Origin of the sequence: Rhodococcus sp. H-CA8f (genome assembly GCF_002501585.1) — a bacterium.
In the GTDB taxonomy this organism is placed as follows: Bacteria; Actinomycetota; Actinomycetes; order Mycobacteriales; family Mycobacteriaceae; genus Rhodococcus_F; species Rhodococcus_F erythropolis.
Genome location: NZ_CP023720.1, coordinates 1,841,557 through 1,866,889 on the forward strand (window position 1 = coordinate 1,841,557; position 25,333 = coordinate 1,866,889).

A 25,333-nucleotide genomic window follows, 5' to 3' on the forward strand; every position below is an offset into this window, starting at 1 on the left:
TATCTGAGGGATGGGTTGCATAGTGGCGAAAAAGGTAGTGACATCGGCGCTGGTCAGTGTGGGATACGAGGGCCGGAGCGTGGACGATCTCGTTCAGCGGCTGAAACTTGAGCGCGTTCAAGTTCTTGTTGATGTCCGCCTGACGCCATTGTCGCGCAAACCCGGTTTGTCGAAAACCAAACTCGCAGAGGCACTAAGGGCAGAGGGCATCGAGTACGTGCATCATCGAGCCCTTGGGAATCCGAAGGATAATCGCGACGGCTTTCGCAGTGGCACTTCAGAGAGTCGAAAGCGGTTCCGGGAGGTGCTCGGGTCTGATGCAGCGACTGACGCCCTGGCTCATGTGGTTGAGCTTCTCGATGGGGGCGTGGTTGCGTTGCTATGCTTCGAGCGAGATCATTCCACGTGTCATCGGGACCTAGTTGCAGAGCAAGTCAAAGTCGTCTCACCTAACGTCGAGGTGTTCCACGTTTAGAACAACGTGTCAGGCGATTGCTTGGGATACCAGGTGCCCAAGATGGAAAAACTGTGTCGATATCTAGCCTGGTTTCCGATGTAGAAGTGTGTATCGCGAGATTGATCGCACATTTCGTCTTCCCACTTTTGTCGAACCATCTCGCGCGCCCGCTTGTCGCCATGTTCTCTGCGCCACCGTCGTCCTGCCTGGCCGAGTTCCCAATCGAGGACCTTCGGGTTGTGTCCCGGGCATCCTAGGGTCTGGCAGCGGTAGTTGTACTTGACGATGTATGGCGCGGGTTCAAGCGGGGCCAATCCAGGCCCGAAGAGTGTGTCTTGACTGGCTCGCTCGATCTTCTCAAGTTGATCGCTAGACCAGTCGGTGCCGGGCTCAACTGAGACCCCTTGAATGTTGGGTTTGATCAGACCGAGAGATTCCGAAGGCTCGCTCATCTTGACAGACCTGTTGTCAGCGATGAGCTCGCAGGTTGTTCGCTGGCCAATGAGCTTCCCCATAAGGTTTTCGCGGGAAGTCCAACTGCCCTTCTCCGTCCCGATCTGTCCAAGAATTTGAACGCTGTCCTGATCGGGTCGGTGCGACTCCACTCTGGGATCTTTGTCGTGCTTCTTCACATCGACGGCGATTCGCTGGTACTTCTTGAATGTCCGCTCGGCGTCAGCTCCGCGAAAGCGAATTGGGTAGAGCCGAATCCATGACGGACTTTCGCGATCAATGCGAACCCCGGCAACACAGACAGTTTCCTCATATGAGCTTGACGGGCTCGGGTAAGTCTTGACCGTTACCAGCACTTCTGCACGTTCGAAGCCCATTTTCGTCATGCCTTGAAAGCCTCTCCTTGAATCCCGCGTGGAACTGATCTTTAGGATTCGGGAATCATCGCATGCCGCAACCGGCCAGCATCACCCGAACCATACTTACCGGTCTCAAACACAACGAAGGCCCCACCAAACGGTGGGGCCAACGCGGTGTGGCAGCTACTCGGCGAGTTCGATGATGCCAACCTGGAACTGAGGGACAGTCAATTTGAAGTCCGCGGTCGAGGTGTATGAATACTCGCCATCGACCACGACATGCATCTTCACTCTGTCATCCTTGACGAACGGTTTCAGTGTGGCCGAATTGCCGATCAAGTGAGCAGATTCGAAATTACCTACGCCCAACGCAGATGTACCAACATCCGCTAGAAATCGGTCAGGTCCGGTTGCAGAATCAAACTGGCGGATTGATCCGTACAGAATGATGCGTCGTCCTGACTGAGCTGAGACGTCTTTCAAGATCATTTCGAAATCACGTTGTGTGATCTCGTCGTAGGTCGAGGCATCGAGAATGGTCTGATCTGATTGAAGGTCGTCGCGCGTACTGATGGCTTGTTGTTGCTGTTGTTGCTCTGCCTGGCGAGGGTTCAGTGCATCGTTTACGACCGCAGCGACGATCAATGTGGCGACGACGATAAGCCCGATGATGACTACTGCTTTGATATTTGAGGCAGCGACGCTCTTCTTATGGGTCACAACAGGGGATACAGGCATGGGGGTTGGCCGTGTGGCGTCTGACCACTGCAGTCCGTTCCAGTAGCGCTGAATGCCTTGGATTTGCGGGTCTGGGTACCAGCCGGGCTGTGAGTTCATCGTCGCGTCCTTGCTCGGCCCCGTGCTGGGGAAGTGTCAGCAATACATACCAGACAGTCCGGACACGAGTGAAGGTGCACGTGGAAAAGCTCCGGTCTCCCTGCTGCGATTCAATCGGTGTATGGCCAAAACTGAACCGATTGTTATTTCGCCGGCTGTCGTCGATGGTCTCCGCATGATCTTCGCGCGCCTAGCGAATGACACATCGGCGTTGAGCAGACCGGCGGACGTCGCCGAGCCGGTAGATCGTGACGCCATATCTCCGCGTCTACTCACTGCTGTTCAAGCTGGCGAGTTCCTTGGTGTGGACCAGACAACCGTTCGAGAGCTATGGCGAGACGGCAAATTGAAATGCGTTCATATTGGTCGGGGCAGGAAAGTGTCGACTGTCGAACTGTGGCGCTACATCAACGAGCATGAGCAGTTTGACCGCGATCGCTGAAGGCATCACTGGAGTTGGTCGCATCAACCCAACTGTGACTCAGTGGTCTCTGCCCACATTTTGCCCACACCGTTGCGGTAAGGGCAGTCGAGTTGAGGTAAGTCCAGGCAGGAAAAGGCAAGGTGCATAACAGATTTTCCTCTGACCTGCATGTCCACAACGGTTCGAGTCCGACTGGGGGCACCAAGTAGATCCGCCTGCACATTGAATCGGAAAACCCCGCTCGTCCTCATACGGACGGGCGGGGTTTTTCGTGGAGCAACGACTGCTCACCAAGTGGCTACTGGGCCCAGACAGTCGTCCCTGCAGGCGCATTCAGTGTGTTGACGAGGTCGATGCCGGCTACGACAGCCGCGCCGCCGCCACCGAGGATCGTTCCGGCGACACCGCCGATTCCGGCTCCTGTTGCGAGGCCACCCAGGCACAGTGCCGCAGCGACGGGGAGTCCGACGATGGTCAAGCCCAGTGGAGCACCGACAGCGCAACCGATTCCGGCACCGACGATGGTGCCGAGCAAGCTGCCGACCTGAGTGCCGAGACCGAGCTGACTCTGGAAGTGCGCAATCGCCCGATCATTCTCCTCGGGCGAAGCTACCGGAGTCCATTCCTTTGCCGCAGGCGCACTCTCGGGTCGAGGTGTTGCCTTCGCCGAATCGGTGATCGGTGTCAGTGTGAGGGTCTTACCGTCTTCACTGATCGTGCGATCGAAGGGGAACTGCAGATCCCCGAGGTTGTATGCGAGAGGCAGGGAAACAAGGTCGGCTCCCTTGCTGTCCTGCAAGACGACGGAGTGGCCGTCGCCGGATACCTTGAACAGCCCGGCGTCGATAGTGGTGACGATCGACTTGTCGACGATCTTCGCTTCGTAGTTCACGTCGGTCGACGGATCAGCTGATGCGATCCCTGTTGATGCTCCGACTGCAGCGACCGCTAGAGCAGTCACAGCCGCCTTCTTGAAGAAACCCATAGTTCAACCCCGTGTTCGCCTGCGTGTGCTCGCAGAAACTCGACAACTTCGGACATTGGTAAACCCCCGACAAAGCCTTCGTATTAAAGCAGACCGAAGTGACAGAAGGGATAGTTGCGCTCGGGCTGACCGGAAGCGGCCGGTGCAATCGAATTTGCAGTGTGCAGTACCAAGGTATCGAACATGTGTGCGAAAATGTGGAGATGCGGCTAACCGAGCGATCCCCGGACCGCTGCCCGAACGGACACCCGCTGACGGCCAATACGTGCCTCGTCGGCTGGGAGGTTTGCGGGTGTGCCTCGACCGAGAATGGCGGGCATCGGACCCATTACTGCAGGCGCTGCGGTGAAACTGTCCGGACGCCAGAGTGTGTCGGCGTGGATCCGCAGAAAAGTCGATGGAGTTGAAGGGGTGCCCTGCCTGCTTGGGTGGGGCAACCAGGCAGGGCAGTGGTTGGCCGTCCCTCTCAATACCGACCTACGGCGAACCATTGGCGTTGAAGGTACCCACAGTTCGTGACGCGCGCCACTTACGTACCAGTACCTTCGTTAGCCGAGGTCAGTGGTGGCGACGACCGAAGTCGCCGACGTCCCCGCGGGGACGTGGTTCATGGAGAAATCGCGGTCCCGGTCAGGGTTGACGACGCTTGCCAGCAGGAGCATGGCGGCGACAAAGAGAACTCCCGCGGTGAGGTAGGCGATTCTCACGGGCAGGCGCGGGCGTCGATCTGAATTCGTGGACATTCACGTTCTCCATCGGTACATGTTGGACGAACGCCTAGTTTAACGATCAACTAATAAGAGGGGTCCGAACAGTGACGCAAGATACGAAAAGACCCTCGATCTCGGGGGAAATCGAGGGCCTTTCCGGTCGAACGTCGGTGTCGCCAAGCACATAGCGTCACCGACCCACTATCGGTGTCGAGCGTGACCCCTCATGTCCGACCCCACTTCTCGACACTATCCAGTAACTTGCGACATTGTGGACGATTCGGACATTGTCATTCGGATGGGGGACACCCCGCCCGCGACACCTACTTTCGTCCAGCCGCCCATTTCATTCCCCAGTTGTAGGCCCGATCGAGATCTGACTGACTGCCGTTGATGTACTGAACTTCGCGGGTCACCGTCACGCCCTGACCTGAACTCTGGATGAGAGCGATTGCGCACAACCGCTCCTGGTTGCTGGCCGAATCGAGCCGCACTTCCACCTCGGGGCCGTTGGTGGGATACAGGGTGACGACGCCGTCCACGGCCGCCCAGTTGGGGGCGCCGTCGTAAATCATCGCGAAGATCAGGATTCGCCGGAAAGCGCTTGGGTCACCGAGATTGACGTGCATGTTCTCGCCGCCGGTGTTCGCACCACTGCGGTCGTCGCCGTCGAGGGAGATGTAGGGCGGAGAAGTCAGTGAACCGAAACTGTTGCCCAAGGCTTGGACCACTCCCTTGGACCCGTCGGCAAGTTCGTAGAGGCATCCGAGGTCCAGGTCGACCGCGCCAGAACCTGCGCCGGCGAGTTTGGCGAGGAAACCGGTCTTCTTCGGTGGTGCTCCCTGCGACCAGTTGAGGTTCACCCGCATATTGCCTTGTCGTTCACCCGCCTTCGCGAGGTTGACCGTCGGTGCCGATTTGGTGAGCGTGATCTTGCTCAGGCTGACCGGTGCTTGCGACGGAGTGGACTCGCCGGAACGTCGGGTGTAGTCGATTGCCATCGTGATAGTCCTTGTCTGAACTCGAATGAGTCCGATCGTGTTACCCGTCGAGGAATCTCCACCGACGTGATCGGCGATCTCCGGCCATTGTCCCTCATGTCTGATTTCAACCCATCGGCATCAAACTTGCCGCACCAACCACCGGCAGACCAGTAGTTTGCTGATTACTGTGTCTGTGGGCAGACCTGACTCCGAAATAGGTCGGACGTACTGGTTGACACCGCAGTGCCTAATTACGAGAGAATTGCTGAGTCGGACGTCCGATTCGAATTGCGTCGTGGGAGCGGGAGGTAAGTGATGTCGGTCCTGTCTCTTCTGCAACCCCACCAGAGAGAAAGATTGACGCCCGCGCAGCGCGATGACGTCACTCGTGAGCAGATGGCCGTCACCTTCGGCGTGCTGCCGTGGGCCGCTGCTGTCCACCTCGTCGTCACACTCGGGCTGACGTTGTATGTGATTCCGCCGGACAGCGGACCGTTGCCGCGTCTGTGGCCATTCCTGTCCGGAGTGATCGGGTTGGTGGGGATGTGCGTCGGTCTCGCCATTCATTTCAACCTGATCGCACCCACGTACCGGATGTCCTACGCGTTTCTCATCGTCGAATTTGCTGTAGTCGGGATCCTGTATTCCTCGCTCGCCCTGGTCCTGTACCCGATCCTGGACGATTCCGGCGACCTGATCCTGATAGCGGTCACCACATCCATCACCGGAGCCGGAGCCGTGGCCACCGCGATGTTGCGGATGGTGGGGGTCACCTGGATCCTGTCCAATATGGTCATCCTCGGGGTGGCATTCTGGCTTCAACCGGGGCCCGAGTTCGAACGAATTCTCATTGGAATGATCGCCTACGGCGCAGCTCTGATCGGCGGCACGATAGTGGTCTCGGGCAACCTGGAATCTCGCTACCGAGCTGAATTGAGCGCCGCGTCGGAACGATCGGTTGTGCAGATGCTTCTCGAGGATTTCGAAGGCAACGCGGGGGACTTCGTGTGGGAGACGGACCAGAAAGGCAAGTTCAACCGAATCCCGACGCGGCTCGCGGTCGAAGCGGGGCTGGACTCCACCGAGTTGCAGGGAACGGCGTGGCAGGACCTGTTCATGGAGTTGGGCACCCTACGGATCCCCGGCGGAATCGATGCGCTCATGGAGTTGCAGAAAGCCCGCCACACGAAGACCGCATTCGTCGACGTGCTCGTTCCGGTCCGAGTGCACGGCGAAATCCGGTGGTGGCAGATCTCCGGACGCCCGCGCCCCGGCCGCGCGCCCGACGAGTTCGTCTGGCGGGGAGTCGGTTCCGACGTCACGGAAGTGAAACTGCAGAGTGACGAGATCGTGCGGATGGGTCGGGTGGACGCACTCACCGGCATGCCGAACCGGCACAGCTTCTGGACCGAGCTCGAGCGACTGCTGCGCGATCCGTACACAAGCGAAAGTGGTCTCGCGTTGGCCATGCTCGACCTCGACAACTTCAAATCGGTCAACGACACACTGGGTCACACCGTTGGCGACGCGGTTCTGCGAGAGGTCGCGGATCGCCTGTCCGAGGCCGGTGGGATGTCACAGTTGTTCGCACGTCTGGGTGGAGACGAGTTCGCGATTCTTTTCACCGATGTAGGTGACAGTTCGCAAGTTCGTACTCTGCTCGGCCGCTACATCGAAACTCTGCATGAGCCGATCACAGTGGCCGGCACGCGGTTGGAGATCGGATGCAGCATCGGGTACTACCTCCCCGCCGAACTGCCGTCCTCCGCCGACGAAATGATGGGCGCTGCGGACCTCGCGTTGTTCGCTGCAAAGGAATCCGGGCGCGGGGCCGTGCGTGAATATCGAGACTCGATGAAGTCCGTGGCCGATCGGCGGGCCCGCCTGCTTGAAGATCTGGGAAACACCGTCGCGGAGAAGGACCTCGAACTCGAGCTGCTGCCCAGGATCGACGTGCTCTCCCGCGAGATCGTGGCCGTGGAGGTCCGCGTGGTCTGGCACAACGCCCGCCTCGGAGCTGTGACGTCCGCCGAATTCATGAGCGTCGCAGACGACACCGGTTTGGCTTATTCACTAGGAACGACCGTCTTCGAGCTGGCGTGCGAGGCGGCGTCGCGTCTTCCTGATCACCTGCGGGTAGCCGTCGCGGTATCGACGCGTCAGCTCGAATCGGATTCCTTTGTCGACTCGATAGGTGATTCGCTTCGACGATCGGACGCCAGCGCACATCAGCTCGAGCTCCAACTCAACGAATCCTCGGCGATCACCGACGAGTCCAAGTCTGCATTGCACGCGATCGCGGACATGGGAATCGCGCTGACCGTGGACGAGTTCGGTGCCGGATTCTCCTCGCTCGCATCACTGTCCGGCCTTCCGTTCACCAGAGTCCGGATAGAACGCTCCATTTCGGGTGCAGCGCCTGGTGGACGGCCGATTCTCGAAGCTGTCGTGGATCTGGTCGACGCGCTGGGAATGGAGGTCGTCGTCTCAGGAGTCGACGGTGAGGAGGACTTGAAGTCCGTGGCCGCTGCAGGGGTGAGGACTGTTCAGGGATACATCGCCGGCGGGGTCATGTCGGTCGACGCGGTCGCAGCGGCGGTAGCAGGCCGACGTGGATGACCCGGCGGTACTCCGTAGGCGTCGTGTCGAGACGTCTGTGCGCAAGCTCGGTCGCAGCGGCACGGAACAACACCTCTCGGATTACGATCGCCGTCGCTTACTCGATCGACGCCTGCGGTTCACCGCGCGCGTACTTCCGTGGTCGTTTCTGACTGCAGCGGTTGCGTTGTCAGCGATCGTGGTGCTCCTGCCGGTGGATGCCGGATGGTTCAGCTTCGCCTGGTCGAGTGTCATGCTGTTGTCGAGCGCTGGGTTCAGTGTCTATTGGCTCCGGCGCTCGCGTATGGGAGTCTCAGAGTCCCAGACCACCGAATTGGTGGTGCTCACAGTCGAAATCATTGTCTGGGGAGTGCTCCTGGCGTGCTTGGCTCTCGTTCTCTTCCCGATGCTCGATCCTGGTGACGAATTGGTACTGAGTTCGACCTTGATCGGTGGGATCGCGGTCGGCGTGTTTCCCACCATGATGTTTCGCGGAATCACTGTCGTCTGGATCAGCCTGGTGGGAGTCGGGCTGGCCGGGGCGTTCTGGACGGAACCGGGTACATCGCGTTTCGTGCTGATCGGGGTGCTGGTCATCTTCGTAGGTTCGCTCTACAGCGGAACTTTGCTGTTGGCCAACCTCTTCGAGAGACGGCTACGCGCCGAACTCGTAGCCGAGGACGAACGAGATCTCGTCGAATTGTTGCTCAACGATCTCGAAGACGGAGCACAGGATTGGCTCTGGGAAACCGATTCGCGCGGTATCGCCAGTACCGTGTCGTACCGATTTGCCGAGCAGGTCGGTTTACCGGCAGCGCAGATTCGGGGCCGCACCATGCACGAGATCCTGATCGGGATCGGCGCATCTCGAACAGATGCGGGCAGGAAGTCCCTTGATCTTCTCACCGCGAATTTTCAAGCCGGGACGGCGTTTCGGGACCTCACCATGCAAGTTGTCGTAAGGGGCGATACTCGCTGGTGGTCGATGTCAGGTCACCCGGGCAGCGGCGACGGGGCAGACTACGGGTGGCGCGGTGTCGGATCCGATATCACGCACTCCTATCACCAGCGTCAAAATATCTTGCGACTGGCGGAAGTCGATTCGCTGACCGGACTCAGGAATCGGTACAGCTTCAACGCTCAGCTCTCGTCGAGGCTTCGGGACGGACGCAGAGTGTGGTTGGCGATTCTGGACCTGGACAACTTCAAGTCGATCAACGACCGGTTGGGACACCACGTCGGAGACGACGTGCTTCGCGATGTTGCGAGCAGGCTGCACAGCGTTCTGCGATCGAACGAGATCTGTGGGCGACTGGGGGGTGACGAGTTTGCCATCGCCTTCGACGACTCCGCCTTCGACGACTCCGCCTTCGACGACATCGCGAGTGCAGATGAGGTCGAGGAACGATTCCAAACGATTCTCGACTCATTCGAACGACCATTTTCACTGGTCGGCAACCAGATTCGCATTCGTGCCAGTCTGGGGTACGGCTCGATGCCCGACGACGCCGACAGCCTCGAAGACCTGGTGATTGTTGCGGACCTCGCGCTTTACCACGCAAAGGAGAGCGGTCGGAACCAGATTCGCGCCTTCGATGCGACTTTGCGGGATCGTGCGACAGGTAGGGCCAGAGCACTGTTGGATCTTCGTCGTGCGTTGATCGACGAAGAGTTCGAGTTGGTCTATCAACCGCAGGTTTCAGCCGCGACGGGAGTTGTTGTCGGGTTCGAGGCTCTGCTGCGTTGGAACCATCCGACTTCAGGTCTCGTCTCGCCGGGAGACTTCATTTCGGTCGCCGAGGAAACTGGCTTGATCGTGCCGATCGGTGCAGGTGTTTTGCGGGCTGCCTGCACGGCAGCGACAACGTGGCCGGAGGACATTCGGGTTGCCGTCAATGTTTCTCAGGTGCAACTGCGTTCGAGTCGATACGTCGAATCGGTACGCCAGACACTGAACGAGGTGAACCTCCACCCCAGCCGACTCGAGATCGAGGTGACCGAATCGCTGGTCATCGACGATGCCGACCGAGATGTGTTGGTACAGCTCTCGGCGCTCGGAATCGCGATTGCGATGGACGACTTCGGTACAGGGTTCTCCTCGGTTGCCAGCTTGGCCCGGCTGCCGCTCGATCGGTTGAAGATCGATCGGGCGTTCGTCGCACCGCTGGACGCGGATCCCTCGAATTCGAGGTTCGCTGTCCTGCGAGCCGTCATCGCGATTGCCAAATCTCTCGGGCTGGACACCGTTGCCGAGGGCGTGGAGACGGAGAGGCAGCGCGCGATAGTGACGGAGTGCGGATGTGACGTGATCCAGGGGTACTTGGAGGGAATGCCGATACGGGCAGCCGAGATTCCGGACTATTTGAATGAGCGACCAGGCGGTCCGAGCAGGCTGGGTGTCGCGGCTACCACTGAGTGAGAACTTTGCGCCCGTTTTGGCGATCGATGTGTGACGGTACGCCGAAGTGATTCACATCGAACTGCAGAAGGGTGTCTTCGTGGTGGTCGGATCGGCGTACTTCCCAGGGCCGATGTTGGTGGGTAAGAAGGCAGTGGTCACAGGCGGTTCCCAGGGAATCGGCGCAGCGATCGTTCGAGCATTTGCCTCGCATGGCGCGTCAGTTCTGGTTGTGGACACGGCACCGCTGGGCGAGGTCGAATTCGACTCAGCTGCAGGTGGTTCGATCAACCATCTCGAGTACGACGTGCGTGCGCAGGAAGTCCCCGTCGCGTTGACCGAGTTCGCGCCGGACGTTCTGGTGAACAATGTGGGTCATTTCCTGAACCCGCCGACAGCGTTCACCGGTACGGATCCAGGATTCTGGTCCGAGGCGGGCAACATCAATTTCGATCACGTCGTGCGCCTGACCCATGCCCTGCTTCCCGGCATGATCGATCGCGGAGTCGGTGGATCGATCGTGAACCTGACGACGGTGGAGGCGCATCGAGCGATCCCGGGCCACACCATGTACTCGGCATACAAGGCCGCGCTGACGCAGTTCACCAGAAGTCTTGGTGTGGAGATCGGTCGAACCGGAGTGCGCGTCAACGCCATTGCCCCGGATCTGATCGAGTCGGTACAGGTGCCGTATCGCAGGATCGTCCCTGCCGACGACTGGGACAAGTGGCCGGGGTGGGCGCCGCTGGGTGGACCGGGCCAGCCGGTCGACATTGCCGGCCCCGCGCTGTTCCTGGCTTCAGACCTGGCGAGATACATCACCGGAACCGTCATCCACGTCGACGGCGGCTCGCACGCTGCCGGAGGCTGGTTCCCCACCGAAGAAGGCGGCTGGACCAACCGGCCCCGAAAGGCTTGACACATGACAACTTTCAGTCTGAACGTTCCTAATTTCGGCACCACTCTCTCGGAGAACTCCTACGGGAAACTCGTGCAGGTCTGTCAGAGCGCGGAAGCTGCCGGCTTCGACCGGGTCCTCGTCACCGATCATGTGGTGATGGGCTCGGACAACTCGGCATACACGTGGTCGGCGTTCCCCACCGAGCCTGACGCCAACTGGCTCGAACCGCTGACCGTCCTGGCTTTTGTTGCCGGACAGACGAAGACAATTCGCTTGGGGACCGGAATCGTCATCGCGGCGCTTCGCGGGGGAGCGGTACTTGCCAAGACTGCCGCGACACTCGATCTGCTGTCCGGCGGCCGCCTCGACCTCGGCGTCGGAACCGGTTGGCAGCAACGCGAATACGACGCGGTCGGTATGGACTTCGGTAAACGAGGACCGTTGCTCGACGACGCTCTCGCTGTGTGCCGGGCCCTGTGGAGTTCGGCGCCGGCGAGCATCGACACTACTCGTCTGAAGTTCGACGACGTGTATTGCGCGCCCCGTCCAGCCGCTGGAATCCCGATCTGGGTATCCGGTTCGCTCTCCAAAGCCGTCGTACGACGCGTCGCAACCTGGGGTGACGGGTGGATTCCGATCATGGGCGCCGCGGACGACGACCTACGTGAAGGGATCGATGTCATCGGGAAGGCCATGGCGGATCTCGGACGCGATCCAGCGGAATTGCAGGTCCGTGGGCGACTGACCGTTGTTCGCGGGGCTGACGGTTCGATCGATCTCCCGGCGACGATGATCGGTGCCGAACAGCTGCTCGAATCCGGTGCTACCGATGTGCTGGTCGCGCTGGCAGCTGTTGATCCGGATCCGGACACGGCGATGTCGGAGTTCGGCGAGCTAGTGTCGGCCTTCGCAAAGGTGACCCGATGACTATTGCGTTGAAGCGATAGTTCTATCGTGCGAAGTGTTGTAGTGCAGCCTGATCGAGGAGAGAACACATGACCGAGAGCATCGTCGTGGATACGAGCCTGGAAGGGTTGCTCGATGCCCGGATCAGCTGCCGCGCCTACGAGGACCGTCAGGTGCCACGTGAGGTGATCGAGGAGATCCTTCGGCTGGCGCAGAAGACGCCGTCGTGGTGCAACACGCAACCGTGGCAGGTCGCGATCACCGAAGGGGAGGGCACAGAGCGATTCCGCGCCGGCCTCGGTGAATACGTGATGGCCAACGCCCAGGAGTCGGACTTCGAGTTCCCCCGCGAGTACCAGGGCATCTACAAGTCGCGTCGGTTCGACTGTGCGATGGCGCTTTATTCGAGCGTCGGAATCGAGCACGGTGACCGCGCCGGTTCCGCGGCACAGACGATGAAGAACTTCGAGCTCTTCGGCGCTCCCCACGTCGCGATCATCACCACCGACGAGGCATTGGGCACCTACGGCGCTGTCGACTGTGGGTTGTACGTGAACAGCTTCCTGCTCGCGGCCCAGAGCCTGGGGGTGGCCACCATTCCGCAGGCGGCGCTCGCGGGTAGCTCCAAGTTCATTCACGAGCACTTCGGCATCGACGACACTCGCAAGGTCGTGTGCGCGATCTCGTTCGGATACCCAGATACCGACCACCCGGTGAACGGATTCCGCACCGAACGCGAAACCGTCGACAACGTCGTGCAGTGGATGTCGAACTGATGTGGATGTCGAACTGATCACCTGCACTTCCAGGGATTGAGTGCTGAGCTGATTCACCTGAAAGACTGGTGGCATGTCCGACACACCCGAACTGTTCGATCGTCTGCGCCGATTTCCCGATGTCGAGGCACCCAATCTCTTTGCCGTCGACGCGGCTGATCGTCTGATCCTCGACGAGGCCGCCGACGCTCTTGCCGCGGCACCGGCGGGCACCGTCGTCGTGATCGGCGATCACTACGGTGCGCTGACCGCCGGTGTTGCGCTCGTTCACGGAATCGCCGGCGTGCGGGTTCACCAGGATCCGCTCACCGGAGAGTTGGCCCTCGCGAACAATGCGCGCGAACTCGGTTTCAGTGACGCCTTCACCTCCCGCGGACTGGACGAGGAGTTGCTCAGCGGCGCCCGCGTCGTGCTCATGCAATTGCCGCGTAGCCTCGCTGAACTTGCCGAGATCGCTCAGCTGATCGCGCTCCACGCCGACCCGGCGGTTCGTGTCTTCGCCGGTGGGCGTGACAAGCACATCACCCCGGCGATGAACAAGGTTCTCGGCGAATCGTTTTCCGACGTCAGCGCCTCGCGTGGGCGTCAGAAGTCCCGCGTACTCAAGGCATCGGAACCGAAGGCCGATGTTGCCATCACGTTCCCGATGACCGAACGCCTCGACGAGTTCGACCTCGACGTCGTTGCTCACGGCGCCGTGTTTGCCGGTGCGAGCCTGGACATCGGCACCCGGTTGCTCCTGGAGAACCTCGGAAAGATTGCGGTCGATCCGCTGAGCGACGTGATCGATCTGGGTTGTGGCAGCGGCATTCTCGCGGCGGCGATCGCGCGTAAGTTCCCGGATGTCCACGTGATCGCAACGGATCAGTCCTCGGCAGCCGTCGCTTCGGCTCTGGCGACCGCAACTGCAAACGGCGTCGGCGAACGGGTGAGCGGCCTGCGCGACGACGCCGTGAGTTCGTTGCCCAGTGCGAGTGCCGATCTGGTTCTGTTGAACCCGCCGTTCCACGTCGGCGCGGCGGTGCACACCGGCGGAGCACTCAAGATGTTCGAAGCCGCCGGTCGCGTCCTGCGTCCGGGTGGCGAGTTGTGGACTGTTCACAACGCGCATCTGGGGTATCGCGAACCGCTGAAAGCCGCGGTGGGACCGAGCGAAGCGATGGCGAAGAACGCCAAGTTCATCGTGATGAAGTCGGTCAAACCGTCCTAGTATCGAAGAGTGTTGATCTTCCGGAAATGCGCCGGGAACTACAACCGACGCTTCGACGTTGTAAATTACGAGTGCTTTACTTTTAGTTAGGTACACGGACCGTGTCGGAAACTCGGATCCGTACGGCGAACCCGCGACGCACCCGTCGTAGGCCACCACGATGAAGGGATGATCACGGTGCGCACCACCAGCAACCCGGTGTTCCGCAATCTGCCCAAGCAAGAGGGCAACGGATACGCCTCGTTCGGATCTGCGACGGCGGGCGCCTCGCAGGCAACCCAGCAGTTCGGTCAGCCGCAGTACGCTCCGGCCGAGCCGTACCAGACCGGTCCCACCTCGCGGGCCATGACGATCGACGACGTCGTCACCAAGACGGGCATCACGCTCGGCGTGCTGTCAGTGACCGCGCTGATTTCGTACTTCCTTGTGAACAACGACCCCAGCCTCGCGACACCTTTCGTGATTGTCGGCGGACTAGTTGGCCTTGTTCTGGTGTTGGTGGCCACGTTCGGGCGCAAGATGGACAGCCCGGTTATCGTGTTGGCGTATGCGGCATTCGAGGGCCTCTTTCTCGGCGCGCTGTCGTTCATGTTCACGTTCCCGATCGAGGCTGCAGGCGGTGCAGAGGCTTCGACGCTGATCGCCCAAGCTGTTCTCGGCACTTTCGGTGTGTTCTTCGGCATGCTGGTCGTCTACAAGACGGGCGCGATTCGCGTTACGCCGCGCTTGACGCGAATGATCATCGGCGCATTGATCGGCGTTGTCGTTCTGGCGCTCGGTAACCTCGTGGCCAGTTTCTTCATCGATGGGGGATTGGGACTGCGTGACGGTGGCCCGATTGCCATCATCTTCAGCCTCGTGTGCATTGGTCTGGCAGCGTTCAGCTTCCTACTGGACTTCGACGCCGCTGATCAACTGATCCGCGCACAGGCTCCGGAGAAGGCGGCCTGGGGTGTAGCGCTCGGTCTTACGGTCACGCTCGTGTGGCTGTACATCGAGATCCTCCGTCTTCTGAGTTACTTCAGCAGAGACTGATAGCGCCGTACTACTCGCAAGACGCTGACAAAAGAAGGGCCCCGCGAGGGGCCCTTCTTTTGTCGTCTGTGGGCGGTTACGGTGCTTGGATGCCTAGCAACTGCTTGGTTTGGAGCGAAGGGGAGCGAATGTCGACAAACACCACCGAACCCGTGCTTGTGGCGGATGCCGGAGCAGTGCGAACGCTGACCTTCAACAATCCGGGCCGCCTGAACGCTTTCGATGCGGCCGGCTTTCGAGCGTTGACCAAGGCGCTTGACGACGCGGCGTCGGACGAAGCCGTGGCCGTGGTGATCGTCGAGGGCGCAGGCAAGGCATTTTCCAGTGGCGTCGACCTACGCGCACTCGCCGAACCAGGCACCGACAATTCAGACTTCGGCCATGCATTCGCGCCGCTGATCGTTGCGCTGGTGGAGTTCCCGAAGCCCTTGATCGCCGCGGTGCACGGCGCTGCCGTCGGCATCGGCCTGACCATGCTGCTTTACTGCGACGTCGTCTACGTTGCCGAGGACGCACGCCTGCGGGCACCGTTCACTTCGCTGGGTACCGCTCCTGAAGCTGCCAGTAGTTGGTTGCTGCCCAAGGTGATCGGAACGCAGCGCGCCGCCGAGCTGATCCTGTCGGCCCGGTGGCTCAGCGGCATCGAAGCTGCCGCCTACGGACTGGCGACCGCTGCCCTACCGGCCGACCAGGTACAGGCACGCGCCCGCGAGAGTGCCGAGCAGATTGCCGCCAACATCGGACCGGCAGTCCTTGCCGCCAAGCGACTGCTCCGCCACGGTTGTGCCGACGAAGCCCGCGCCGCTGTGCAGCGTGAGGACGACGCTGCCCGAGCGTTGATTCGCGAGTTGGGGAGTTTTGCTCGGAAATTCACGACTACCTGAAACACGACCACACGAAAGCGGCCGCCCGGCAGAAGCCGGGCGGCCGCTTTCTACGTGCTCAGGGGATCAGCTGAGGCGCTCGATCACCATTGCCATGCCCTGTCCGCCGCCGACACACATGGTCTCGACGCCGAAGGTCTTGTCCTGCTCCTGCAGGTTGTTGATCAGGGTGTTGGTGATGCGGGCACCGGTCATACCGAAGGGGTGACCCAGGGCGATCGCGCCACCGGAGATGTTGAGCTTGTCCTCTTCGATGCCCAGTTCGCGAGCGGATCCGAGGACCTGCACGGCGAATGCCTCGTTGATCTCGAACAGGTCGATGTCGGAGATCGACTTGCCGGCGATCTTCAGGGCGTTCTTGACGGCCTGGATCGGGCCGAGGCCCATGATCTCGGGGGACAGGCCCGAGACGCCGGTGGAGACGATGCGAGCCAGCGGGGTCAGGCCGAGTGCCTTCGCCTTGGTGTCGGACATGATCACCAGTGCGGCTGCGCCGTCGTTGAGCGGGCAGGCATTGCCGGCGGTGACGGTGCCGTCGGGGCGGAAGACGGGCTTGAGGCCGCTGATGCCCTCGTAGGTGGTGCCGGCGCGGGGGCCGTCGTCCTTGGAGACGACGGTGCCGTCGGCGAGGGTGACGGGCGTGATTTCACGCTCGAAGAAGCCGCGAGCGATGGCTTCCTCGGCGCGGTTCTGGCTGCGAACTGCCCAGCGGTCCTGGTCTTCGCGGGTGATGCCGGTGGCCGAAGCGACGTTCTCGGCGGTCTGGCCCATGCCCAGGTACACGTCGGGGATCAGGCCTTCTTCGCGAGGATCGGTCCAGGCGACTCCACCCTCGGCTAGCTTGGCGCTACGAGCCTGCGCTGCGTCGAAGAGCGGGTTCTTGGTGTTGGGTAGGCCGTCGGCGTTGCCCGTGATGAAACTGGAGACGGACTCGACGCCGGCGGAGATGAAGACGTCGCCCTCGCCTGCGCGGATGGCGTGCAATGCCATACGGGTGGTCTGCAGCGAGGAGGAACAGTAACGGTTGACCGTCACACCGGGGAGGAAGTCGTAGCCGAGCTGAACGGCGACGACGCGGGCGATGTTGAAGCCCGACTGGCCGGCGGGCTGGCCGCAACCGAGCATGAGATCGTCGATCTCGGTGGGGTCGAGCTCGGGGATCTTTGCCAACGCGGCGGCAACCATCTGAGTTGCGAGGTCATCCGGGCGGATGTCCTTGAGCGAACCCTTCATTGCGCGGCCGATGGGCGACCGTACTGCTGAGACGATTACTGCCTCGGGCATGAAAACTCCTTTTGTGTACTGCTCGTGGGCGGCTTGAAACGCCGTCGAGCAGGGCAAGTTGAATGCAGCTTCGACTTACAATTTACGTTGCCGCTCCCAGATGGTGGTCACGCAGTCTCACTCAGTTGACGTCGGGGCGCTGAACTGCGGGTTTGGTGCGTCTCGCGAAGGCTTTCCACTGAGTTGCCGCTGCCGTCAGTCGGGCCGCGACGGTGCGAGCTTGCGCCGCCTCCGAGACGTGGGGAAGTTCGGGTAGCGGGCCACCCTGCCACTCACCCAGAGCCGACGCGAGAACCGGGACGATCTGCTTCGCCGCGAGCTCGTAGCCGGCCGCCGACGGGTGGAAACGATCAGCCGAGAACATCGTGTCGGGCGAGGCCAGGAATTCCTTGGCCAGCAGGTCGGCTAGTGGAACGGGATGACCCCCGGCGTTTCTGGTCGCGGACGCCTGGGCGAGCGCGAGACGATGACCCCATTCACGCACCACGGAGCGCAGTGGTTGCGGGATAGCCGTGACCACCCCCAGATCCGGGCAGGTGCCGACAACAACGACGGCGCCACTCTCGCGTAGCCGTCGTACCGCGTCGCCGAGGCGTTTTGCCGAAGCATGAATTGCGTTCTTCGCCGTGACGTCGTTGGCGCCGATCAGGATCACGGCAGCATCCGGGGGAGGGCCGGCGACGAACATGGCGTCGACCTGCCCACTCAACCCGCGTGAGGTGGCGCCGCCGATGGCCTTGGTGCTCAAACGGATTCGCTTCCCGGTTTCACTCGCAAGCAGCTTCGCGACCTGCACACCCGGAACTTCCGACGCCGTCAGCGCGCCGACGCCGGCCGCAGACGAATCGCCGAAGATCATCAAGTGGAGATCGAAGGGCACGGCCCGCCACCAGAGTTCCGGGTTGTCGGCGCCGGGTGCGTACACCCCGTCCGCCTCGGGTGGCTTGGCGATATTGCGACCGATCACCCCACGGGCCGCCCCCGCCTGCGACATCAGATAGTTGTAGCCCAACCAGGAGAGCGTGCCTGCACTCGATCCGGCCACCACCGTGGCCACCGACGCTTTCAGTCCGGTTCGACTCACACTTGCCAATCTAGCCGGATTGCACCACCTTCGCCCGACGTCCGCGCGCACCGTTTTCTTTCATCTGGGAACATGGACGAATGCGCATCGCGGAACACGTCGTCGACCTCATCGGCAACACCCCACTCGTCAAGCTCACGTCCGTCACGGGCGAAAACTTCGGCACGGTGGCAGCCAAGGTCGAATACCTCAACCCTGGCGGTAGCTCCAAGGACCGCATCGCCGTCAAGATGATCGACGCAGCCGAGGCTTCGGGTGAACTGAAGCCCGGCGGCACCATCGTCGAGCCGACTTCGGGCAACACCGGAATCGGCTTGGCACTCGTGGCGCAAAAGCGTGGATACAAGTGCGTTTTCGTCTGCCCCGACAAGGTCAGCGAAGACAAGCGCAACGTCCTGCGTGCCTACGGCGCCGAGGTGGTCGTGTGCCCCACGGCCGTCGCACCGGACAACCCGAACAGCTACTACAGCGTCTCCGACCGCCTCACCCGTGAGATCCCCGGCGCCTGGAAGCCCAACCAGTACTCCAACCCGGGCGGACCGGAGAGCCACTACGAGACCACCGGTCCCGAGATCTGGGCCGACACCGACGGCAAGATCACGCACTTCGTCGCGGGCGTCGGCACCGGCGGCACCATCACCGGCACCGGCCGCTACCTCAAGGAAGTTTCGGGCGGCAAGGTCAAGGTCATCGGCGCAGACCCCGAAGGCTCCGTCTACTCCGGCGGCACCGGTCGCCCGTACCTGGTCGAAGGCGTCGGCGAAGACTTCTGGCCGTCGGCATACGACCCGTCCATCCCGGACGAGATCATCGCCGTCTCGGATGCCGATTCCTTCGAGATGACGCGTCGCCTCGCCCGCGAAGAGGGACTGCTGGTCGGCGGTTCCTGCGGTATGGCAGTCGTCGCTGCCCTCGAAGTAGCCAAGCGCGAAGGCCCCGACGCTCTGATCGTCGTCCTCCTCCCGGACGGCGGCCGCGGCTACCTGTCCAAGATCTTCAACGATCAGTGGATGGCGTCGTACGGATTCCTGCGCACCCCACTCGACGGCAAGACCAACGTCCCGACCGTCGGCGACGTCCTGCGCGGCAAGTCGGGCGAGCTGCCGGACCTCGTTCACACTCACCCGTCGGAGACTCTGCGCGACGCGATCGAGATCCTGCGCGAGTACGGCGTGTCCCAGATGCCCGTCGTCGGTGCGGAACCGCCGGTCATGGCAGGCGAGGTCGCCGGAAGCGTGTCCGAGCGAGATCTGCTGAGCGCGGTATTCGAAGGCCGTGCGCACCTTGCGGATTCCGTCGAGAAGCACATGAGCAAGCCGTTCCCGCTCATCGGTTCCGGCGAGCCGGTCTCGGCTGCCACGAAGGCGCTCGGTGACACCGACGCACTCATGGTCGTCGACGACGGCAAGCCGGTCGGTGTCATCACGCGCCACGATCTCCTGGGTTTCCTGAGTTCGGATTCCTGAGTTCGGATTCCTGCGCCGGTGCCGGCGCCATTAGGCTGGGGACCATGAGTGAGCAACGCAGCAAGGCCGACAACATCAGCTGGCAGGGTTTCTCCACGAAAGCGGTGCATGCGGGTTACGAACCCGATCCGCTGACCGGTGCGGTCAACGTGCCGATCTACGCAAGTTCCACCTTCGCCCAAGACGGCGTCGGTGGAATGCGCAGTGGCTTCGAGTACGCGCGAACGGGCAACCCCACCCGTCGCCCGCTCGAGGCGAACCTTGCCGCGCTCGAATCCGGAACCTACGGCCGAGCGTTCAGTTCGGGAATGGCGGCCACCGACTGCCTGCTCCGTTCGGTGCTTCGACCGGGCGATCACCTGGTCATCCCCGACGACGCGTACGGCGGAACCTTCCGTCTCATCGACAAGGTGTTCACGCAGTGGGGGATCGAGTACACCCCGGCTCCGGTGTCCGACGTCGATGCGGTGCGCGCGGCGATGAAGTCCAACACCAAGCTGGTCTGGGTCGAGACGCCCACGAACCCGCTGCTCAATATCGGTGACATCGAGCTCCTTGCCGAGGTCGCCCACGAGGGCAACGCAAAGATCGTGGTGGACAACACCTTCGCGTCGCCGTACCTGCAGCAGCCGCTGCAGCTCGGTGCCGACATCGCGCTGCACTCCACGACCAAGTACATCGGCGGACACTCCGACGTGGTCGGTGGCGCTCTCGTCTGCAACGACGAAGAACTGGACACTGCGTTTGCCTTCCTGCAGAACGGATCCGGCGGCGTTCCCGGCCCGTTCGACGCGTTCCTGACGTTGCGCGGAATCAAGACGCTGGCGCTGCGCATGGAGCGTCACAGTGACAACGCGGAGAAGGTCGTCGAATTGCTCGACGGCCACCCCGCGGTTGCCGGCGTCATCTACCCGGGCCTGGCTTCGCATCCGTCGCACAAGGTCGCGGCCAAGCAGATGCGACGCTTCGGCGGCATGATCTCCGTCCGCCTCAAGGGCGGCAAGGCGGCAGCTCTCGACCTGTGCTCGCGCACCGAGATCTTCACGCTGGCAGAATCGCTCGGCGGAGTCGAATCCCTCATCGAGTTCCCCGGCGCGATGACCCACGCCTCGACGGCCGGTTCCGCTCTCGAGGTTCCCGACGATCTGGTTCGCCTGTCGGTCGGCATCGAAGACGCCTCCGATCTGGTCGGCGACATCGAGCAAGCGCTGTCCTGATCTTCGCTCTACAGTAATTCGACTTCGAATCTGCAGTGCGCCTTCACACCTCACGAGGGTGTGGAGGCGCACTTTCTGGAGGCATGCGTGAATCTCGAACAGATAAAGGCTGCACAGCAACTGCTCGCCCCGGTCATGCGACGCACCCCGGTCGTGGCCTCGCGAGTGTTGTCCGAAACCACCGGCTTCGCCGTGAGCTTGAAATGTGAAAACCTGCAGCGCACCGGCTCTTTCAAACCGCGCGGTGCGTACAACCGCATTGCCAATCTTTCCGCAGAGGAACGGGCAGCGGGCGTGGTGGCGGCCAGTGCCGGTAACCATGCGCAGGGAGTTGCCTGGTCTGCAACAGAACTGGGAATCAAGTCGACCGTCTTCATGCCGACGGGTGCGCCGCTGCCGAAGTTGGTGGCCACCAAGGCATATGGAGCTCAGGTCCACCTGCACGGTTCGACTGTCGACGAAGCGCTCGTGGCCGCTCGCGAATTCGCGGACCGGACGGGAGCAGTTCTGGTCCACCCGTTCGACCACGAGGACGTCGTGGCGGGGCAGGGGACTGTGGGGCTCGAAATCCTCGAGCAACTGCCTGAGGTCGGCACTATCCTCGTCCCCACCGGCGGCGGCGGTTTGATCGCCGGAGTGGCCGCAGCAGTCAAAGCTGTACGCCCGCAGGTCCGCATCGTCGGAGTGCAGGCCGAGACCGCGGCTGCCTGGCCGGCGTCGTTGGCAGCCGGGAAGCCGACCGCCTTGGCGTCGATGTCCACGATGGCAGACGGTATCGCCGTTGGCTGCCCTGGCGAGGTTCCGTTCGCCGAAGTTGCCGCCCATGTCGATGCCGTGGTGACGGTCAGCGAGGAAGCGCTGTCCAAAGCGCTCCTGCTGTGCCTCGAACGCGCCAAGCTCATCGTCGAACCGGCCGGCGTTGCGGCCGTCGCGGCCTTGATGACCTGCTCTCCGGAGGAGCTGGGACTGACAGGGCCGGTGTGCGCCGTGCTTTCCGGCGGCAACATCGATCCGCTACTGCTCACGCACGTCATCTCGCACGGTCTGCGAGCGGCCGGACGGTTCCTCGGCGTTCACATCACCATCGACGATCGGCCGGGCGCACTGGTCTCGTTGCTCGAAGTGGTTCGAGCGAACGGCGCCAGCGTGGTCGACGTCATCCATTCCCGTACCGGTGGCGAACTCGCGCTCGACGAAGTGGAAGTCTTCCTCACCGTCGAGACGCGGGGTCCGGACAACAAGGCGGAACTTCTCACCGCCTTCGACCGTGCCGGCTACGCCGTACGACTGCAGAACTGACGCGACTTACTCGTCAGGCCAGCCGCCCAGAACCGTTACGCGGTACTCCTGGTCGACCAGCCTGGCGGGTACGTCGAGTTGATGTAGCCAGTCGATGGCCGAACCGCCCATGCCGACCGCAACCCGACTGAATGCGGCGGCCTGGGCGCAGGAGGGCGCAATCACCGACACCGTGCGCCACATCGGCGTCGCCGTCGATTCGCGGTGTAGTGGTTTGACGGTGCTGGCCGTGGCGATCCCGCAGTCGGAAGGAAGCGCTACCTGGCACGTCGGGTCGCCGGGCAGGTCTTGAACCTGAATCTGCCAGCCGTCTTCCGGCGCCGGGCCGGCAACCGCGATGTCCCCGCCGAGGCCGACCAGTACTCCGCACCCGAGAAGCGTGGCGGTCGATGCCGCGCAGTGGTCCGCTGAACTGGCGCGGGCCGTCGCGGACAGATCGAGAACGACGTCGTCCGGGCTGTACACGCGGTTGTTCTCGACGCGGATCTTCCACCAGGAGTGAGGGTCTGCCGACCCGGCCGTCGGCGTGAGTTTGCCGTCGGTCAGTCGTGCGACGGCCAACGCGTCTTCGAGGAAGTGCGCGAACATCGGAGTCACGGCGACGCCGTCGACGTTGCTAGCGGCGCTGACATAGGTACGAATCTCGGAGTCGGCACGATCTCGATTGGTGGCAGCGTCGGCAGCGGTGAGGTATCCGCGAACCAGGCTGGCCGCGGAGGGAAGGACCTCAGGGTCGGTGACTACGACCCGGGCCTGCACACCCCACGTGAGCCACTCGGAGGCCGAGCGCGGAGTGCTCACGAACCGTTGGAGACGGCGTCCGGGGTTCCGAATCCGGCGACCACGACGGGCCGCTTCGCTACGGGATTCTTGGTGTGAGAAGCCGAGGTGTCCGGCGCGAGTGCCGTGGCAGTGGGAGAAGAAACGAGTGAAAGTCCGCCGCTTGCGAGTGCTCCCGCCACAGCCGTGGCTGCGAGGGCGAGGCGAACTGGTCGATACACCGTAGTGCGTCCCCGGGCGGGTCGTGGCCGATCGTCGCTCATGCACTCAGCTTGCACGCCGAACCTGAGAAAAGCCTTGGTGTCTGTAGTCATTTGCGTAACGCCCACGGAGATAAATGAGACATTGGTTACAGGAGTCGCGAGACTGAGCCGTGTCGAATGCATGTTCGAAAGGGTAGATGTTCGCACCGACAAGTTTCGGGTACGACCACGTACGTAGATTTTCAGAGGTTTATCGGAGGTTCGGATGGCAGTCGGTGTCCTGGCGATCGCTGTGTCGATCGGCACCGCACTGGGCGTGATGAGTGGAACTCTCGGAGCGCCCGCACAAGTCGAGAAGAACGAGTCTTCGAATGCTGCAGTCTCACTTGCAGCCTGGAACGGACCGGCACGAACTCAGGACACACCTGAGGGAATCGTGCCTTCCGTACCCTCCAACTTTCCGGGAGCGACATTGGCGCCCGTTGGAGCGGTGGCGGTGTTCGCGCCGTGGATCAAGAAGGCCGGTGCTCTGTGCTCGGAGATCACGCCCGCGGTGATCGCTTCGCTGTACTCGGTCGAGAACGGATTCAAGTACGGACCCGATACCGACATCTCACCGGAAGGTGGGCGCGGGCCTGGCCGCTTCACCACCGCAGCGTGGACGGCATACGGCAAGGACGGTGACGGCGACGGAAAGATGGACATCCTGGGCGTTGCCGATCCGGTGATGACAACCGGATACCGGTTGTGCGATCTCGTGAAGCAAGCGCAGTCCTGGCAGAAGTCCGGTGAGGTCGAGGGCGATACCGTCGACCTCGCGCTCGCTGCCTACGACGTCGGGCCGGACGCAGTTCGCGAAGCGGGCGGCGTCCCCGCCGACAAGGCGGGCGAGGTTCCCGCGGAGCAGGCGGTCGCCGCTCCGTTTGTCGCACAGATCAAATCGTTGCAGGACTCGTTCGCTCTGATGCTCGCACCCTTCGACTACAACAACCTCGCCGCTGCGGTTGGCGGCGTCGTCGAGGCCGGTCTGAAGTTTCTCGGATTGCCGTACGTGTGGGGCGGCGGAAACATCAACGGGCCCTCGATGGGCGGGTTCGACTGCTCGGGTCTGACGTCGTACGCGATCCACGCGGCCACCGGAGTGACTCTGCCCCGGACCTCGGAGACACAGTGGGGCGTCGGCGTCGAGATCCCGCTGGATCAGGCGCAGCCCGGTGACCTGTTGTTCGGCAACTGGCAGGCAGGCGGTCCCGGCCATGTGGCGATCTATGTCGGGAACGGACAGATGCTTCACGCACCCACATTCGGTGACGTGGTGAAGGTCGGCCCGATCTTCGCAGGCATGAAGGCTCGCCGCGTGGTGTGAGTGGGCCGGAACTGCAACGCCGACAGAGCAAGAAGCGCCACCCGACCGAGTCGGGTGGCGCTTCTTTTCAGAGCTGGTACAGCCGATCAGCTGTGGTAAGGCTCCGCGCTCAGCAGCGTGACCTTCATGGTGCTGCCGTTGGGCAGGTTGTACTCACGCGTGTCGCCGACCTTGGCTTCGAGCAGCGCGCCGCCCAGCGGTGAGTTCGGGGAGTAGACCTCGAGCTTGGCGTCACGTGCGCCTTCTTCGCGGGTAGCGATGAGGAACGTCTCGGTGTCACTCTCGTCGCCGTCGTAGTAGACCTTGACTACGGATCCGGGCAGTGCAACACCGGACTGAGTGGGGGCCTCGCCGACCTTCGCGCTGTTCAGCAGCTCCTGGAGCTGGCGAATGCGGGCTTCCTGCTGACCCTGCTCTTCGCGGGCAGCGTGGTAGCCGCCGTTCTCTTTCAGGTCACCCTCTTCGCGACGCTCGTTGATCTCGGCGGCGATGACCGGGCGATTGGCGATGAGCTGGTCGAGTTCGTTCTTGAGCCTGTCATGTGATTCCTGGGTAAGCCAGGTCACCTGGGTCTCGGTCATCTCGATCACTCCCTAGTAGTCGGAGCCGGGGGCTCCCTCGACGATCGCTGCAACAGCAGCGAACAACGACTCGGAAGCACCACCAGGGATGCAACCTTGCCGTCAAACCTTGCGTCAATGCAGCAATACACGGTTCC

24 protein-coding genes are annotated in these 25,333 nt (G+C 62.1%); 14 read left to right on the forward strand and 10 right to left on the reverse strand.

Annotation, left to right across the window (positions count from 1 at the left end):
* The first annotated feature begins 10 nt into the window (after nucleotides 1-10).
* Nucleotides 11-475 (forward strand): DUF488 domain-containing protein, encoded by a 465-nt coding sequence (locus CPI83_RS08855; protein ID WP_097387104.1) that lies wholly within the window; start codon nucleotides 11-13, stop codon nucleotides 473-475.
* Here the strand turns inward: CPI83_RS08855 and CPI83_RS08860 are convergent.
* Together CPI83_RS08860 and CPI83_RS08865 are read right to left on the reverse strand one after the other, a co-directional pair.
* A complete protein-coding gene (locus tag CPI83_RS08860; RefSeq protein ID WP_232816891.1) occupies nucleotides 472-1,296 on the reverse strand; it encodes a hypothetical protein in 825 nt (274 codons plus the stop codon). The genes CPI83_RS08855 and CPI83_RS08860 overlap by 4 nt on opposite strands.
* Before the next feature lie 156 nt (nucleotides 1,297-1,452).
* Nucleotides 1,453-2,106, reverse strand: a complete 654-nt coding sequence (locus CPI83_RS08865; protein WP_097387105.1) for a DUF2510 domain-containing protein — start codon at nucleotides 2,104-2,106, stop codon at nucleotides 1,453-1,455.
* Between the two features lie 121 nt (nucleotides 2,107-2,227).
* On the opposite strand from CPI83_RS08865, the gene CPI83_RS08870 reads away from it, so the two are divergent.
* Nucleotides 2,228-2,548, forward strand: coding sequence for a helix-turn-helix domain-containing protein (locus CPI83_RS08870; RefSeq protein WP_232816892.1), 321 nt, complete (start codon nucleotides 2,228-2,230; stop codon nucleotides 2,546-2,548).
* Nucleotides 2,549-2,828: 280 nt separating this feature from the next.
* Here the strand turns inward: CPI83_RS08870 and CPI83_RS08875 are convergent, their stop codons facing one another.
* The 3 genes from CPI83_RS08875 to CPI83_RS08885 form a co-directional block, all read right to left on the reverse strand.
* Nucleotides 2,829-3,515: a hypothetical protein gene (locus tag CPI83_RS08875; RefSeq protein ID WP_060939524.1), complete on the reverse strand. Its 687-nt coding sequence runs from the start codon at nucleotides 3,513-3,515 to the stop codon at nucleotides 2,829-2,831.
* 548 nt (nucleotides 3,516-4,063) lie between these two features.
* Nucleotides 4,064-4,258 (reverse strand): hypothetical protein, encoded by a 195-nt coding sequence (locus CPI83_RS08880; RefSeq protein ID WP_046378942.1) that lies wholly within the window; start codon nucleotides 4,256-4,258, stop codon nucleotides 4,064-4,066.
* 290 nt (nucleotides 4,259-4,548) lie between these two features.
* A complete protein-coding gene (locus tag CPI83_RS08885; protein ID WP_007728823.1) occupies nucleotides 4,549-5,226 on the reverse strand; it encodes a tellurium resistance protein TerA in 678 nt (225 codons plus the stop codon).
* 297 nt (nucleotides 5,227-5,523) lie between these two features.
* On the opposite strand from CPI83_RS08885, the gene CPI83_RS08890 reads away from it, so the two are divergent.
* The 8 genes from CPI83_RS08890 (at nucleotide 5,524) to CPI83_RS08925 (ending at nucleotide 15,916) form a co-directional block, all read left to right on the forward strand.
* Nucleotides 5,524-7,827: an EAL domain-containing protein gene (locus tag CPI83_RS08890; protein ID WP_232816893.1), complete on the forward strand. Its 2,304-nt coding sequence runs from the start codon at nucleotides 5,524-5,526 to the stop codon at nucleotides 7,825-7,827.
* Complete coding sequence (locus tag CPI83_RS08895) at nucleotides 7,820-10,225, forward strand: EAL domain-containing protein (RefSeq protein WP_097387106.1); 2,406 nt, start codon at nucleotides 7,820-7,822, stop codon at nucleotides 10,223-10,225. Before CPI83_RS08890 ends, CPI83_RS08895 begins: the two co-directional genes overlap by 8 nt.
* A 46-nt stretch (nucleotides 10,226-10,271) precedes the next feature.
* Complete coding sequence (locus tag CPI83_RS08900; RefSeq protein WP_097387107.1) at nucleotides 10,272-11,123, forward strand: SDR family NAD(P)-dependent oxidoreductase; 852 nt, start codon at nucleotides 10,272-10,274, stop codon at nucleotides 11,121-11,123.
* A 3-nt stretch (nucleotides 11,124-11,126) separates the two neighbouring features.
* Nucleotides 11,127-12,032: a TIGR03619 family F420-dependent LLM class oxidoreductase gene (locus CPI83_RS08905; RefSeq protein WP_097387108.1), complete on the forward strand. Its 906-nt coding sequence runs from the start codon at nucleotides 11,127-11,129 to the stop codon at nucleotides 12,030-12,032.
* Between the two features lie 68 nt (nucleotides 12,033-12,100).
* The gene (locus CPI83_RS08910) at nucleotides 12,101-12,787 is read left to right on the forward strand and encodes a nitroreductase (RefSeq protein ID WP_020908534.1); all 687 of its coding nucleotides are present in this window, start codon (nucleotides 12,101-12,103) and stop codon (nucleotides 12,785-12,787) included.
* Between the two features lie 73 nt (nucleotides 12,788-12,860).
* The gene (locus CPI83_RS08915) at nucleotides 12,861-13,997 is read left to right on the forward strand and encodes a methyltransferase (protein WP_097387109.1); all 1,137 of its coding nucleotides are present in this window, start codon (nucleotides 12,861-12,863) and stop codon (nucleotides 13,995-13,997) included.
* Nucleotides 13,998-14,174: 177 nt separating this feature from the next.
* Complete coding sequence (locus CPI83_RS08920) at nucleotides 14,175-15,032, forward strand: Bax inhibitor-1/YccA family protein (protein WP_175413833.1); 858 nt, start codon at nucleotides 14,175-14,177, stop codon at nucleotides 15,030-15,032.
* A gap of 128 nt (nucleotides 15,033-15,160) precedes the next feature.
* A complete protein-coding gene (locus tag CPI83_RS08925) occupies nucleotides 15,161-15,916 on the forward strand; it encodes an enoyl-CoA hydratase/isomerase family protein (protein WP_097387110.1) in 756 nt (251 codons plus the stop codon).
* A gap of 66 nt (nucleotides 15,917-15,982) precedes the next feature.
* On the opposite strand, the gene CPI83_RS08930 is transcribed toward CPI83_RS08925, so the two are convergent.
* The gene (locus CPI83_RS08930) at nucleotides 15,983-17,200 is read right to left on the reverse strand and encodes an acetyl-CoA C-acetyltransferase (RefSeq protein WP_019744600.1); all 1,218 of its coding nucleotides are present in this window, start codon (nucleotides 17,198-17,200) and stop codon (nucleotides 15,983-15,985) included.
* Between the two features lie 121 nt (nucleotides 17,201-17,321).
* A complete protein-coding gene (locus tag CPI83_RS08935) occupies nucleotides 17,322-18,284 on the reverse strand; it encodes an SGNH/GDSL hydrolase family protein (RefSeq protein ID WP_170320380.1) in 963 nt (320 codons plus the stop codon).
* An 80-nt stretch (nucleotides 18,285-18,364) separates the two neighbouring features.
* Here CPI83_RS08935 and CPI83_RS08940 point away from each other — a divergent pair, with 80 nt between their 5' ends.
* The 3 genes from CPI83_RS08940 to ilvA all read left to right on the forward strand — a co-directional run bounded on the left by CPI83_RS08940 (nucleotide 18,365) and on the right by ilvA (nucleotide 22,266).
* On the forward strand, nucleotides 18,365-19,750 hold the full coding sequence (locus CPI83_RS08940; RefSeq protein ID WP_003943292.1) for a cystathionine beta-synthase: 1,386 nt from the start codon (nucleotides 18,365-18,367) through the stop codon (nucleotides 19,748-19,750).
* A gap of 44 nt (nucleotides 19,751-19,794) precedes the next feature.
* Nucleotides 19,795-20,967, forward strand: a complete 1,173-nt coding sequence (locus tag CPI83_RS08945) for a cystathionine gamma-synthase (protein ID WP_003943272.1) — start codon at nucleotides 19,795-19,797, stop codon at nucleotides 20,965-20,967.
* A gap of 135 nt (nucleotides 20,968-21,102) precedes the next feature.
* Nucleotides 21,103-22,266 carry a threonine ammonia-lyase gene (ilvA, locus tag CPI83_RS08950; RefSeq protein ID WP_223257899.1) on the forward strand — a complete coding sequence of 388 codons (1,164 nt, stop codon included), beginning with the start codon at nucleotides 21,103-21,105 and terminating at the stop codon, nucleotides 22,264-22,266.
* Nucleotides 22,267-22,272: 6 nt separating this feature from the next.
* On the opposite strand, the gene CPI83_RS08955 is transcribed toward ilvA, so the two are convergent.
* Nucleotides 22,273-23,067, reverse strand: a complete 795-nt coding sequence (locus CPI83_RS08955; protein WP_020970264.1) for an FAD:protein FMN transferase — start codon at nucleotides 23,065-23,067, stop codon at nucleotides 22,273-22,275.
* Nucleotides 23,064-23,309, reverse strand: a complete 246-nt coding sequence (locus CPI83_RS08960) for a hypothetical protein (protein ID WP_153211881.1) — start codon at nucleotides 23,307-23,309, stop codon at nucleotides 23,064-23,066. Before CPI83_RS08960 ends, CPI83_RS08955 begins: the two co-directional genes overlap by 4 nt.
* A gap of 205 nt (nucleotides 23,310-23,514) precedes the next feature.
* Here CPI83_RS08960 and CPI83_RS08965 point away from each other — a divergent pair, with 205 nt between their 5' ends.
* Nucleotides 23,515-24,615: a C40 family peptidase gene (locus tag CPI83_RS08965; RefSeq protein WP_019744596.1), complete on the forward strand. Its 1,101-nt coding sequence runs from the start codon at nucleotides 23,515-23,517 to the stop codon at nucleotides 24,613-24,615.
* Between the two features lie 86 nt (nucleotides 24,616-24,701).
* Here CPI83_RS08965 and greA read toward each other — a convergent pair whose 3' ends face one another.
* The gene (greA, locus tag CPI83_RS08970) at nucleotides 24,702-25,196 is read right to left on the reverse strand and encodes a transcription elongation factor GreA (RefSeq protein WP_007726385.1); all 495 of its coding nucleotides are present in this window, start codon (nucleotides 25,194-25,196) and stop codon (nucleotides 24,702-24,704) included.
* Nucleotides 25,197-25,333 lie beyond the last annotated feature (137 nt).